Below are 12,803 nucleotides of genomic sequence, written 5' to 3' on the forward strand. Positions count from 1 at the left end.
ACGGTGATCCTGTGCTGCAGCAACCCGCGTTTGGCGCGCGCTCGCACCTTCCGTGTCGCGCAAGTCGGGACAAGCAGGCACACCTGGTCAAACCTGCCTTTGCCGCTCCATCTCCTGCAGGATGGCCGGCAACCTCCCGTTGGCAGCGGCGTGCAGGCTGGCGAAGACGCTGTCGCCATGCGCGTCGATCCCGACCGTCACGGGGCCGAGCCCCTCGACGGAGAGGCGCACGAGGCGGTAATGCGCAACGAGATCGTCGCAGGCGACTTCGCGGACAGCGCGGATCGCCGCGGAGTGCAGTGGCGCGCCGCCGCCCAGCACGGAGAGATAGACGCAACCGACTTCCTGCATCGCGGCAACGCAGGCCGCGTCAAGGCCACCCTTGCCGCCGACGGCGGTGAGTCCGTAGTGCCGAATAAGCCGCGGCATCAGCGCGTTGAAGCGGGTGGAGGTGGTGGGGTTCATGTAAAGCACTTCCAACCCGCCATCCCCGGTGTCCTGGCTGTAGGAGCCGAGATGCAGCAGAGCGCCGCCCGAAATCTGCATGGGCGGCGGCGTGCCGTTCTCCGCGGCCTCGAGCAGGCGCTGATGCGTGGGCAGGCCGGCGCTGATGACAATCTCGCCATCCACCAGAACGACATCGCCGGCTCGCAGCGTTCGCGCCTCGTCCGCCGACATTGGCAGCCTTATTCTGCGAAGCCCGCTCATTCGAAGCGCTCCACCGTTCCGTCGTTGTGGATACGGGCGCGGGTGCGGCGGTTGATCCAGCAATTGAAGCACACTGCCACCGGTGTATAGCCGTGCCCCGAGGCGTAATCCGCATGTACTGCCAGCGCGGTGGTGTCGCCGCCCGTGCCCATCGGGCCGAAGCCCGTGGCATTCACAGCGCGCAGGAGACGCTCCTCCATGGCGGCCAGAACCGGCTCCGCATTCGTGCTGCCGACCGGGCGCATCGTCGCCTTGCTCGCGATCCTGGCGGCCACGTCGAAGCTGCCGCCGATGCCGATGCCGATGATGACGGGGGGGCAGTGCTGCGATCCCGCCTGCATCACCACCTTCATCACGTATTCCTCGATCTGCTGCAGTGTCGGGAAGGAGAAGGTCTCGAGCGCTGCCCAGCGGCCGGAACCGAGCGCCTTTGGCTGGCAGAGGATCTCGACCCACTCCGCGCCGCCGGCAACGTCCCAGGTGACAAGCGGCATGTCCTTGCCCTTGTAGCCGCGCTCGTTCGTCAGCGGGTTCGTCACATGCTTGAGGAGCGGGGGACGGATGCGTGCGACGAGCTCGTCGAAGCCGTCGCGGATCGCCGCCTTGATGTCGCCGTCCAGCCGCGCCGCAGTGCCGATGGTCACGTTGTAGACGGGGACGCCGGCATCAGAGCAGACGAAGCGCTCCTCGGTCTCTGCGCGATGCGCACTGCCCAGCATCATCTTGAGAATTTCGCGCGCGCCGGGCTGGGTCTCGCGCTCGAGCGCGGCGCGCAGGCCGGACTTGGTGTCGTCCGGCACCTTGCGCAGCGACCAGTCGTAAAGCTGGGCGGAGAGGTCCTTCACCGCTCCGTAGGTGATCGCCATGCCGCGCTTCCTTGCACTGCTGCGATACTAAAGCAGGGGGGCGTGCGGTGGAAGCTCTTCGGCCATAAAGCTGGCCTAACGACACAAATGGGCCTCGAAAGGGGACTTCGGTCCCCGCGGACGCTTGCAGCGGTCCCCTGCCCACCGCGCCAGATGTCCGGGGCGCGGTTGCCACGCGGCGTCGCGGCTCCCTATCATCGGCGCCAGTACGAAGGTTGCAATTGGGGGGAGGAAGCACATGAAGACGTTCATGCGCCTTGTGTCATTCGCGTTGGCTTTCGCAGCGGTGGTGGTGAATCCGGCTGCGGCCCAGCCAACGCAGCTCTCGATGGGCGGGTCCACCACGACGACTCCCTTCTTCGCCTACTATTCGGCGGTGGCGCGCAGCATCTCTCAGTCCGATCCGGGGCTGAACGTCACGGTGGTCTCGACCGGCGGCTTCGGTACGAATATCCGCCAGATGATCGGCGGCCAGATGAATTTCGGCGGCGTCTCGCCTGACCTGCTGGAGGATGCCGAGAACGCGGCGACGCCCTTCCGCGACTTCCGCGTACTGTGGTGGGCGGTGCCGGCCGTGCAGTTCATCGTGGTGCGGGCCGACAGCCCGGTGCGCAGCCTTTCGGACCTCAATGGCCGCTGCTTCCATGCGGGCATGCGCGGCTCGTCCTCCGAGAAGAACATGCTGCGCATCATCCGCGCGCTGGGCTACACGCCGCAGCACTACCCCGCGGATGCGGCGGATGCGATCAACGCGATCCGTACCGGCCGCTGCCTGGGCCAGGCGCGCACCGGCGGCAGCCGCAATGTGGACGCCAACACGGCGGAACTCGCGCTGACCGTGCCGCTGCGCCCGATCGGCTATACCGAGGCCGAGATCGCCAAGGTGCAGCAGGCGATCCCCTGGATGAGCTTCCGCGAGGTGCCGGCCGGCGTGCTTGGCGCCGGGGCCTTCCGCACGCATGAGCTGATGGTGGGCTTCGCCGCGACCACGCGTATGAACGACGACATCGCCTATCGCGTGGTGCGCGGCATGCATTCCGGCATCGCCGCGCAGCGCGAGGCCTTCGCGCCGCTGCGCGACACCGACGTGCTGGCCAACACCATGTCCGTGCGTGGCGTGAAGCTGCATCCCGGCGCGATCCGCTTCTACCGCGAGATCGGCGTGCAGGTGCCCGCCGAACTGGTACCCTGATCCATGGCCGTGTCCGCCGCACCCGCCGGTGAGGCGAGCGCGGCCCTTCCCGAGGTGGCGCCGCTGGGGCGCACCGGCGGCTGGCGCCGGCCGCTGCTGCTGGCGCTGACCGCCGGGCTTGTCGCCTTCCTCTGCGTCACCGCGGTGTTCGGGCAATTGCCGAACATGCAGCAGCGCAACATCGCGGTGACGCTGGTGCTGCTGATCGGGCTGATCAGCTTTCCCGCTCATGCCGGCGAGCGCGACCGCGTGCCCTGGTACGACTGGGCGATGGCGCTGGTGCTGATCGTCGCCGCGGTCAACCTGCACCTGAAGTTCTGGGACATCATGATGGACCCGATGGCGGCCATCGCGACGCGCGACCTGGTGCTGGGGCTGGTCGTGGCCGCGATCACCGTCGAGGTCTCGCGCCGCGCCGTCGGGTCCTCCTTCGCGGTGCTGGTGCTGCTGGCGGTGCTCTATACGCTCTATGGCAACCTCATCCCCGGGCGCTTCGCGCATACCGGGCTGACCTGGCAGTTCCTGGCGGAGAACGTCTATTTCAGCACTTCCGGCCTGTGGGGGCCGCTGACGGATTCCTTCGTCAGCCTGATCTCGCTATTCGTCATCTTCGGCGCGCTGATGATGAATACCGGCGTCGGCTCTGCGATGATGGACGCGGCGAAGCTGGCCGCGGGGCGCTACACCGGGGGGGCAGCGAAGATCGCGGTGCTGTCCTCGGCGATGGTCGGCACCATCACCGGCTCCTCTGTCACCAATGTCGCCATGACCGGGCAGTTCACCATCCCGCTGATGAAGCGGCTTGGCTACAAGCCTTCCGTTGCTGGCGCGATCGAGGCAACCGCTTCCTCCGGCGGGCAGATCACCCCGCCACTGATGGGCGCGGGGCTGTTCCTGATGGCGGACTTCCTCAATGTCGGCGTCACCGACATCATGCTGGCGGCGTTGATCCCGGCGTTCCTGTTCTATGTCGGCGTGCTTGCCAGCGTGCATTTCGACAGCGCGAAGGACGGGGTAGGCGGCGTGCCGGCCGACGAGATGCCCGACCCCGCAAGGCTGCGCGATCCGCGCGTGGTGATCCCGCTGCTGCTGCCCTTCGTTGTGCTGATCGGCATGATCGCGCAGGGCTGGCCGGTGTCCTGGGCGGTGCTGGCGGCCTCGGCCGCCATCGCTCTGTCGCACCTGCTGACGGCCCGCAGCCTGGACGATCTGGCGAACAACACGCGCGAGCTGGTGAACGCGCTGATCGAGACGGGGCCGGGGCTGGTGACGCTGGGCGCGCTGATCGCCGCGGCGTCCGTGCTGGTGGGACTGATCGATCTGACCGGCGTCGGCGTGAAGTTCACCGAGGTGATCCTGGGCCTGTCCGACGGCAGCCTAATCGTCACGCTGCTGCTCTCGGCCGCGGTGATGCTGCTGCTGGGCATGGGGATGCCGACTACGGCGGCCTATGTGCTGTCCACCGCAGTGATCGTGGTTGCCTTGCAGCGCGTCGGGCTTTCGCCGCTGCAGGCGCATCTCTTTGCCTTCTACGTGGCAACGCTGTCCGCCCTGACGCCGCCGGTCTGCGCGGCGGTCTTCGTCGCGGCGGGCATCGCCGGCGCGCCCTGGCCCGAGACCGCCTATCACACGGTGCGGCTGGCCATCATCAAGTACCTGCTGCCCTTCCTGTTCGCGCTGCACCCGGCGCTGCTGATGGAGGGCAGTGCCGCCATGGTGCTGGTGACGCTGATTGTGGCGGTGATCGGCACGGTGCTGATGAGCGCGTCGCTGTCCGGCTATCTCGTCGCGCCAATGTCGCCGCTGGCGCGGATGGCGCTGTTCGTCGCCGCCGCGCTGATCCTGGCGCCGGAGCCGATCAGCAGCGTGGTCGGGCTGGCGCTGGGCGGCGCCCTGGTCTGGCTACTCCGCCGCCGTGCCTGAGGGCAGGAAGTCGCGCAGGCCGTCGCGCGCGTAGCCATGCGGCACGGCGCCGGGCACCGCGATTTCGCCGGCCAGCACATCAGCCGTGCGCACCACGTCGCCGCGGGCGGCGAAATAGGGATCCTGCTGAAGGCTCATGCCGTCCTGCACGGGCACCGCCTCAATGCCGGCGGCGCGCAGCGCCGCCAGCGCGTCGGGGCGCGTGCGATCGGCGGCGAGGGCTTCGAGGTCCGGCGTGCTGCCGCCCTCCAGGATCGCGGCGATCCAGCCGCCATCGGCGCAGCGCGCCGTGACGATTCGGCGGTCGCCAGCGATGCCGAAGCCCCAGGGATCGTTGCTGCCTTGCCGACGCGGCGCCGCGCCGAGCAGCCGGGTGAGCGCCGCCTGGCATTCCGCCATGCGCAGCAGCGGCTCATACAGCGCGACATCGACATGCGCACCGCGGCCGGTGCCGAGCACGTCGCGCGCATGCAGCGCCACGGCTACGCCGTAGACGGCGGCGAGCCCGGCGCAGGCATCGGCCAGGCTGAAGCCGACATGCAGCGGAATGCGCGCGGGATCGCCCGTCAGCGCGACGGCGCCGGAGAACGCCTCGGCGATCTTCCCGAAGCCCGGCCGCGGCGCATAGGGACCGGTCTGGCCGAAGCCGGAGATGCTGGCCATCACCAGCCGCGGGTTGCGCGCCGACAGCGCCTTCCAGCCGAAGCCGAGCCGGTCCATCACGCCGGGCCGGTTGTTCTCCAGCAGCACGTCGGCGGTATCCACCAGCGCCAGGAACGCCGCGCGCCCGTCTTCCGCCTTCAGGTCCAGCGTGACGAGCCGCTTGTTGCGTGAGGCGACATGCCACCACAGCGCCACGCCATTGGCGCGCGCGCCCATGTGGCGCAGCGCGTCGCCGCCATCGGGTCGTTCGACCTTCACCACCTCCGCGCCGAATTCGGCGAGTAGGCTTGCGGCATAGGGCGCGGCGATGACGCTGCCGAGCTCCACGACCTTCACGCCGCGCAGCGGAAGGGAGGGGGCGGTCATGCCGGCAGCACGCCGAAGCGGCGCGCGGCGCGCACCAGATCCTCCGCATGCGGGATCATCGCGTAGTCCACCATCTGCCCGCGATAGGAAACGGCGCCGACGCCCTTCGCCTCGGCGTCCCGCATCGCGTCGATCATGCCGGCGAAATGCTCCGCCTCCTCGCGCGTGGGCGTGAAGACCTCATGCGCGATCGCGACATGGGACGGGTGGATCAGCACCGCGCCGGTGTAGCCGTACTGCAAGGCGCGCTGCGCGAGGGTGCGGACATGCGCGTGGTCGTCCAGCGCCGTGCCGATCAGGCTGCCCATCGGGTGCATCGCGCCGGCCGCGCGGCTCTCCAGCACGATCTTGCACGCGAGAAAGACCTGCTCCGTGCCCTCGCGCGTCGGGCGGAACCCTGCCGCGCGGGCGACATCGCCGATGATCGGCCCGCCGACCACCCCGATCAGGCCGCGCACGCGGGGGCTTGCCGCGGCCAGGGCACGCGCGTCGCACATGCCCACCGCGGTCTCCGGCAGCGGCATGATCGCGACGGAGCGGAAGGGCAGCCCGGCGCGGCCTTCGGCGAAGCCGAGCGCGGCGTCGAGATCCTGCACCTCCTGCGCGGTCGCCGCCTTGGGCAGCATCACTCCGGCATAGCCTTCCGCCGCCACGGCGATCGCATCCTCCAGCCCCCCCTGGTCGAGCGCGTTGATGCGCACGAAGGCGGGGATGCCGTGGCCGCGCAGGAAGCCCATCGCTTCCCGCGCGTGGTCGCGCGCGGCGATCTTGTGCTGCGGCGGAACCGCATCCTCCAGGTCGAGCACGACGCTGTCCGGCGCGAAGCGCGGCACCTTCGCCACGAAGTCCGGCCGGTGCGCCGGCACGAACAGCATCGAGCGCAGCGGCCAGATGGAAGCCTCGTTCATGCCCAGATCACTCCCTTGTCGCGCAGTGCCGCGATCGCGTCGGCGTCGAAGCCGAGCGAGCCCAGCACCAAGTCGCTGTCCGCCCCCGGCGCCGGGCCCGCATGGCGCACCGCGCCGCCGAGGCCGCGCGGCATCACGCCGGGCATCGGCAGGCTGCCGCCCTCCGGCAGCGCCACCTCCACGAAGCCTTCGCGCGCGGCGACATGCGGATCGGCCATCAGCGCGCCGGCATCGAGGATCGGCCCCACGACCACGTCGTTCGCCTGCACAAGCGCCAGCGCCTCCGCCATGTCGTGGCGGGACATCCATTCGGCGATGCGGGCCTCGATCTCGTCCATATGCGCGCGCCGGTCGGCCTGGGTTCGGAAGCGCGGATCGGCCGCCAGCGCCTCGCCGCCGATCATGCGCAGCATGCGCTCCGCCACCGCGTTGGTCGCGGCCGAGACGGTCAGCAGCCCGCCGTCGCGCGTGCGGAAGACGTTGCCGATATTGGCGTTCATCGGGAAGCGGTTGCCGCAGCGCAGCTCCGCGCGGCCCTGCGACGAGGCGACGGGAAGCTGCCATTCGATCATGCGCATCAGCCCCTCATGCAGTGCGGAGTTGAGCGGCGCCGGTGCGCGGCCTTCCAGCAAAGCGGCGCGTTGCTCGAATAGCCCAGCGGCGGCGGCGAGCATGCCGGTGGCGTATTCCGCGAGTGGGATCTCGGGCTGCACGGGGGGGCCGTCCGCCTCGCCAGTCAGCGCCATGGTGCCGCTGGCGGCGGCGGCGAACTCGGGGGCAGTGCTCCAGGGCCAGAGATCGGGCCGGTCTGCGCCGGTCGGGAACAGGTGGATATCCTGCGGCGCCTGCAACACACGCGAGGCCGCAGCCCGCCAGGGCGTTGCCGCGTCGTCACGCACCAGCATCCTGGCGCTGGCGACGAGCCGTTCCAGCACTGGCCCGGCGGCTTGGTGGGCGGCGTCAATCGCGAGCGAGAGCTTGTTGCGCGCGGCGATCGGCCACCACACGCACCGTACCGTCTCCGACCCCAGCCGGCGCAGCGCCGCGCCGCCTGGAGGCTCGCAAAGGATCACCCGCGCACCGAAGTCGGCCAGCAGCGCGGTCGCGAAGGCCGGGCCGGGCGTGCCCGACACGTCCAGCACCGTCAGGCCGCTAAGCGGCGCCGCTGCCTCTTCCGAATTCATGCTGCTTCCCCGGCGTTCCGCAGCACATGGAACCATGGCGCGCGGTATTGCGCCAAGTCGTTGCATCGCGGTGTGCCGGAAGCCGCCATGTTGTTGCCGCCTGCCATTCTCTGGCGGTCGGCATCGCGAATGCCCATTCCATCGCCTTCGTGCCGCGCGAGGATCTGTATGGCGGCGTCGTGGACTGCTCGGCCGCAAAGCTGAGGCCGAAGGCCACCCACGGCATCGCGATCTCGCGCCGCCCCTACGCCGACCTTCCCCCGCCAAGCGGGGGAGGGCGAACGGCGCTCAGGTCAGCGGGGAGCCCGGCAGCGGCAGACAGATCCAGCTTCGCATGTCCTCTGCGAAAAGGTTCTGCTGGCCGCCCTTCGGCGGCCACTTGCCTCCCTTCACGGCCTCTGCTCGGATCGCGGCGCGGTCATTGGTGCTGGCATACGGCCAGAGATGGGTGAAGCGCGTCGGGCCGTCCACGGTGTACATCGCAACCAGTAGCTTGGAATGCGGCAGGCGGTCAGGAAGCTGGGTGCGCCAGGCCTCGATCAGCGGCGTCAGGCCGTGTGGGCGGACGGCATAGCTACGCAACTCGTAGACTGGGCCGAAGGCGCCTGTCTCCACCGGCGGCAGCCAGGACAGCGGGGCATAGGTGTCGAGCGTCATCGCGGTGAGCCACGAGCCGCCGTTGAAGGGGCTGCTGCTCATCAGCGCGCGCTGCCGCTCGGCGTGCACCTCCTCGGGGGACCCGAAGCCGCGGAGCACGACCAGCGTGTTCAGCGCGCCGATGTCGGTGTTCCACATGCCGAGCAGGCGGCCTTTGGCCTCGCCGTCGCGGCACCACTCGGGAATCGCCTGCGCCGCCGCGCCAGCGCCGCCGATGGCGGTCGAAAGGGTGGCGAGTTCATAGATCATGCGGTCCTCCTGCCCCTATGGGCGCGATGCCCGCGCATGATCTTCCGGTTCGGGCGGGAAGGGAATGCGGGGTCGGTCACTCCGCCGCGGCGGATTCCGCGCGCGCACGGGTGAGCAGCGCGCGGCGGAGACCCGCCGGTGCGGCAAGCACCCGGTTTGCCAGCGCGACGCTGCGCTCCACGGGCCAGGTCGCCTCATATTCCTCGCGCGCCGGGCCGTGCTTCACCGCATAGCCCGTGGCCTGCGGCAAGTTGGCGCGCAGCACGGCAGTGGCTGCTTCGTCCACCGCGCGATCACGGATGACGACGCCGTAGATCGCGCGCGCTGCATCCTCATCTAGAAGATCGTCCAGCACGTCCCGCAGCACCCGAGCGGGATCGCGCAGCGCCGGCGGCCCAAAGCCGCCGCCGGAGGAGGAGACCATACGCAGCAGGTCGCCCTGCCTCAGCGTCAGCACCTTTATTCGCCCGATGTTCTGAGCTTCGCCTTGCGGGTTGAGCGTGGTGACGGTGTTGGTGCCGGAATGGCCACCGAACACCCCCCAGGGCTGGAAGCGGAAGCGGTCCAGGCCGCGCACGGTGATGTGAGCCTCCGGCGCGCGGCATTCCAACTCGATCGCGACGGAGGCGCCGCCGCGGAAGCGGCCATGGCCGAACCGGTTCGGCACCAGTTCGTGCCGACGCACCACCAGCGGCGTCTCGGTCTCGACATGCTCGATGGGCGTGCTCTTGAGGAAGCCGATCATCGTGTCCGTCGCGTCCACGCCATCCGCGCGTACGCGCCCGCCGGAGCCGCCGCAGAAGGGCTCCACCACGGCCACGCGCGTTCGGCCGGTCTCGGGCTCCGCCCAGCCGCTCGCGATGATGCCGGCTTGGCCGGCGCCGCAAGCGGCGATGCCGCCGGGGATGGCCTGGTTCAGGCAGCCGATCAGGGTGTCGTAGGTGCGCATCACCGCGACGAAGCGGTTGCCCATGGCAGCGGGGAACTCCGCATTCATCACCGTACCCGGCGGCGCATAGCCCGTGATCGGGCGCATGATGCCGCCATTGACGGGAATGCCCGGCTCCATGGTCTGGATGTAGTTGGTCAGCGCCATCGCGAGGAAAGGATGCGTGCGGCTGCCGGTGGTGAAGTTGAAGGCGGCGTGCACCTGCGGCGAGGAGCCGGAATAGTCCACCTGCGCCTCGTCGCCAGCGATGGTCAGCTTGCAGTGGATGTGCACGGCCGCGCCGGAATCGTCGCCCTCGATGTAGTCCGTGAAGCTGTAGGTGCCGTCCTGCAGCGCCGCGATGACGCGGCGGGCGCGCATCTCCGTATAGGCCATCACGTCATCCACGCCGCGGAAGAAGGCGGGCTTGCCGATACGCGCGCAGAGCTCGTTGATGCGGCGGTCGAGCAGGTGCATCGCGGCCATCATTGCTTCAAGGTCGCCCCAGACGGCGTCACCGATGCGGGAGTTGTCCTTGAGGATGTTGACCACGTCCTGGTTCAGCGCGCCGGCACGCATCAGCTTGGTCGGGCGCAGCCGCAGTCCCTCCTGGAAACACTCGTAGAGATCGGGGGAGATGGAGCCGGGGACCGCGCCGCCGATGTCCGAGGCATGCACGAAGGACCAGGCCCAGCAGGTCAGCTCGCCCTCCACGAAGATCGGGCGCGCCAGATGGATGTCCATCATGTGCGTGACGACGCCGCCGGTGCTGAAGGGATCGTTGGAGATCAACACGTCGCCCGGCCGCAGATCCTCGACGGGGAAGTGGCTGATCAGCCCGACGATGGACTGCCCGCTGCCGGAGGTGACGCCGGTCATCATGGGGAAGGCGAAGAACTCACCGGAAAGCCTTGCCAGCGCGACCTGGAAGTCCTGAGTCTGCTTGACGAAGGTGGTGTGCGCCGTGCGGTAGGCGACGGTCGATGCTTCCTCCGCGATCGCGGTGAAGCGGTTCTTCATGATCTCGGTCTGGACGGGGTCCATCGTTCAGCTCCTCGCCAGCTCGAGATCGCCCCGCAGCCCGTGCAGCACCGAGTAGCCTGGCGGCACCAGGATGGTGGCAAGGTCCTGCTGAACCACCGCGGGACCGTTCGCCGACCAGCCGCGCGGCAGTGTTGCCCAGTCGTAGACCGGCACATCTTCCACCCAGGCCCGTCCGAAGCGAAGGCGCCGGCGTTCGAGCGGCGTCGCTTCCGTGCTGCCTGAAGGCGGCAGTGGTTCGCCGGATGGCTTAGCCTGTCGGCCCATGGTACGGACGCGCAGCGTATCGATGGCGACTGGCGCCCGGCGGTTCGCATGACCGAACAGGCGCTCATGCTCCGCATGGAAGGCCCCGTTCACCGCGTTCCCATCCGCCGTCAGGGCTTCTGTCAGCTCGATCTGGATGGTGAAGGATTGCGCAGCGTAGCGCATCTCCGCCAGGCGCGCCTGCTCCGTCGCGAGCACCTGGCCTGGATGCGCCTGGCGATCCAACCAGGCGAGGCCCTCGGCCTCGAGTGCGCGATATATCTCACCCAGGCGTGCGGCATCCAGGGCCTCGCCCTGCACGGTGCGGACGGCATCATGAACAAGGTCGGACACAAGACCGCCCAGGGCGCAGAAGACGGACGGCAAGCGCGGCACCACCATTCGCCGGATGCCGACCTCGTCGGCCAGGATGGGGCCGTGCACGCCGCCGGCGCCCCCGAAGATCATCAACGTCAGGTCGCTGGCGCCGACCCCCATGCGCGCAAGGAACGGCGTGATCTTCGCGAGCATGTTGGAGGTGGCGACGTCGATCGCGCTTTCGGCCAAGGCCACGACGTCCAGGCCAAGCTTCTCTCCGATCGGCGCGAAGGCATTGGCCGCGAGTTCAGGCTTCAGCTTCAGCTTGCCGCCGAGCAGGCCCGCCGGCGAAAGGTAGCCCGCAAGCAGATAGGCGTCGGTCAGCGTCGGCTCCGTCCCGCCCGCGCCATAGCACGCGGGACCGGGCTTCGATCCCGCGCTGCGCGGCCCGACCTTCAGGATGCCGCCATCGAGCCAGACGACGGAACCGCCGCCGGCGCCCATCGCCTCCACGCCCGTCACCGGCATCAGCAGCGGGAAGTCGCCGACCTCCGCCTGTCCGGTGATCAGGGGGCGGCCTTGGTCGATCAGCGAGACGTCAGTGGACGTGCCGCCCATGTCGAGCGTCAGGATCGGATCCAGGCCGAGATACTTGCCGAGGGTCTGCGCCGCGGTGACGCCCGCGGCGGGGCCGGACAGCAGCGTGTGTATGGGCAGGCGCTGCGCTTCGTCCGCGGACATGATGCCGCCATTGGACTTCGTGATGTAGAGTCGTGCCATCGGAAAGCGATCGCGCAGGAAGCCTGCGATCGCGCCGATATAGTCCTGCATCAGCGGCTTCACGTAGACATTGAGCAGTGTGAGTACCGCGCGCTCATATTCCGACTGCTGGGGCCAGACCTCATGCGAGGCCATGACTTCGAGGCCGTCGAAGCCGGCACGAATGAGTTCCACGGCGCGGCGCTCATGCGCGGGATTGCGATGGGCATGCAGGAAGCAGATCGCGAGGGCCTTTGCGCCGCGATCGACGGCCGTGCGAGCGGCGGCGAGCAGCCCAGCCTCGTCCAGCGGGGTGTCCACCGTGCCACTCGCCAGCATGCGTTCACGCACGGCGAAGACGCGCTCGCGCGGGACCAGGGGCACGACACGCCGGTTGAACAGATCCACGGGCTTGTCGAGGCGCAGCCGTGCGATGCCGAGGATGTCGCGGAACCCTCCGGTGGTGATCAGGGCAATAGGAGGCTGCGACCGCTCGATCACCGCGTTGGTGCTCACCGTCGTACCATGCACAACGAGCATCGGCGCATCGGCGTCGACCCCGGCCTCCGCGACGATCTCGGCGATGCCTTGCGTGACGGCCTGGGACAGGTCGGGCCGGGAGGTCGGCGCCTTGCGACTGCCGATCAGCACATAGCCGTCACCTTCATCTTTCCAGATGGCGAAGTCGGTGAAGGTGCCGCCGATGTCCACGCCGATCCTGAGCATGGGCGCTCCGCTGATGTTCGTTGTCAGCGAAGGCGGCGCACGCCAATTCTGTCAAGACCGCCGTGAAGA

Annotated in this window: 10 protein-coding genes; 2 read left to right on the forward strand and 8 right to left on the reverse strand. The window is 69.2% G+C overall.

Features of this window, described 5'->3' with window-relative positions; all coding sequences use genetic code 11:
- Positions 1-87: 87 nt before the first annotated feature.
- Positions 88-708, reverse strand: a complete 621-nt coding sequence (locus E4T13_RS01410) for a fumarate hydratase C-terminal domain-containing protein (protein WP_137176453.1) — start codon at positions 706-708, stop codon at positions 88-90.
- Positions 705-1,574 carry a fumarate hydratase gene (locus E4T13_RS01415; protein WP_137176454.1) on the reverse strand — a complete coding sequence of 290 codons (870 nt, stop codon included), beginning with the start codon at positions 1,572-1,574 and terminating at the stop codon, positions 705-707. Before E4T13_RS01415 ends, E4T13_RS01410 begins: the two co-directional genes overlap by 4 nt.
- A gap of 238 nt (positions 1,575-1,812) precedes the next feature.
- Here E4T13_RS01415 and E4T13_RS01420 point away from each other — a divergent pair, with 238 nt between their 5' ends.
- Positions 1,813-2,766 (forward strand): TAXI family TRAP transporter solute-binding subunit, encoded by a 954-nt coding sequence (locus E4T13_RS01420; protein ID WP_137176455.1) that lies wholly within the window; start codon positions 1,813-1,815, stop codon positions 2,764-2,766.
- Between the two features lie 9 nt (positions 2,767-2,775).
- Positions 2,776-4,689, forward strand: a complete 1,914-nt coding sequence (locus E4T13_RS01425; RefSeq protein ID WP_170984735.1) for a TRAP transporter fused permease subunit — start codon at positions 2,776-2,778, stop codon at positions 4,687-4,689.
- Here E4T13_RS01425 and E4T13_RS01430 read toward each other — a convergent pair.
- From E4T13_RS01430 to E4T13_RS01455, 6 genes are all read right to left on the reverse strand, one after another.
- Positions 4,669-5,718, reverse strand: coding sequence for a CaiB/BaiF CoA-transferase family protein (locus tag E4T13_RS01430; protein WP_137176457.1), 1,050 nt, complete (start codon positions 5,716-5,718; stop codon positions 4,669-4,671). The two genes, E4T13_RS01425 and E4T13_RS01430, sit on opposite strands and share 21 nt — an antisense overlap.
- Positions 5,715-6,626, reverse strand: a complete 912-nt coding sequence (locus E4T13_RS01435; RefSeq protein WP_137176458.1) for a CoA ester lyase — start codon at positions 6,624-6,626, stop codon at positions 5,715-5,717. The genes E4T13_RS01430 and E4T13_RS01435 overlap by 4 nt, the downstream gene beginning before the upstream one ends.
- Entirely contained in the window at positions 6,623-7,810 is a 1,188-nt protein-coding gene (locus E4T13_RS01440; RefSeq protein WP_170984736.1) for a CaiB/BaiF CoA-transferase family protein, read from the reverse strand. The genes E4T13_RS01435 and E4T13_RS01440 overlap by 4 nt, the downstream gene beginning before the upstream one ends.
- Positions 7,811-8,098: 288 nt before the next feature.
- Positions 8,099-8,716: an NIPSNAP family protein gene (locus E4T13_RS01445; protein ID WP_137176460.1), complete on the reverse strand. Its 618-nt coding sequence runs from the start codon at positions 8,714-8,716 to the stop codon at positions 8,099-8,101.
- A gap of 76 nt (positions 8,717-8,792) precedes the next feature.
- Positions 8,793-10,688: a hydantoinase B/oxoprolinase family protein gene (locus E4T13_RS01450; RefSeq protein WP_137176461.1), complete on the reverse strand. Its 1,896-nt coding sequence runs from the start codon at positions 10,686-10,688 to the stop codon at positions 8,793-8,795.
- A gap of 3 nt (positions 10,689-10,691) precedes the next feature.
- The gene (locus E4T13_RS01455) at positions 10,692-12,734 is read right to left on the reverse strand and encodes a hydantoinase/oxoprolinase family protein (protein ID WP_137176462.1); all 2,043 of its coding nucleotides are present in this window, start codon (positions 12,732-12,734) and stop codon (positions 10,692-10,694) included.
- Positions 12,735-12,803 lie beyond the last annotated feature (69 nt).

Origin of the sequence: Roseomonas sp. AR75 (assembly GCF_005222815.1) — a bacterium.
In the GTDB taxonomy this organism is placed as follows: Bacteria; Pseudomonadota; Alphaproteobacteria; order Acetobacterales; family Acetobacteraceae; genus Falsiroseomonas.

What these genes read in the sequence shown, in the direction of transcription:
- E4T13_RS01410 (WP_137176453.1), bottom strand. Translation starts at nt 708, where the DNA reads ATGAGCGGGCTTCGCAGAATAAGGCTGCCAATGTCGGCGGACGAGGCG.
- E4T13_RS01415 (WP_137176454.1), bottom strand. Translation starts at nt 1,574, where the DNA reads ATGGCGATCACCTACGGAGCGGTGAAGGACCTCTCCGCCCAGCTTTAC.
- E4T13_RS01420 (WP_137176455.1), top strand. Translation starts at nt 1,813, where the DNA reads ATGAAGACGTTCATGCGCCTTGTGTCATTCGCGTTGGCTTTCGCAGCG.
- E4T13_RS01430 (WP_137176457.1), bottom strand. Translation starts at nt 5,718, where the DNA reads ATGACCGCCCCCTCCCTTCCGCTGCGCGGCGTGAAGGTCGTGGAGCTC.
- E4T13_RS01435 (WP_137176458.1), bottom strand. Translation starts at nt 6,626, where the DNA reads ATGAACGAGGCTTCCATCTGGCCGCTGCGCTCGATGCTGTTCGTGCCG.
- E4T13_RS01440 (WP_170984736.1), bottom strand. Translation starts at nt 7,810, where the DNA reads ATGAATTCGGAAGAGGCAGCGGCGCCGCTTAGCGGCCTGACGGTGCTG.
- E4T13_RS01445 (WP_137176460.1), bottom strand. Translation starts at nt 8,716, where the DNA reads ATGATCTATGAACTCGCCACCCTTTCGACCGCCATCGGCGGCGCTGGC.
- E4T13_RS01450 (WP_137176461.1), bottom strand. Translation starts at nt 10,688, where the DNA reads ATGGACCCCGTCCAGACCGAGATCATGAAGAACCGCTTCACCGCGATC.
- E4T13_RS01455 (WP_137176462.1), bottom strand. Translation starts at nt 12,734, where the DNA reads ATGCTCAGGATCGGCGTGGACATCGGCGGCACCTTCACCGACTTCGCC.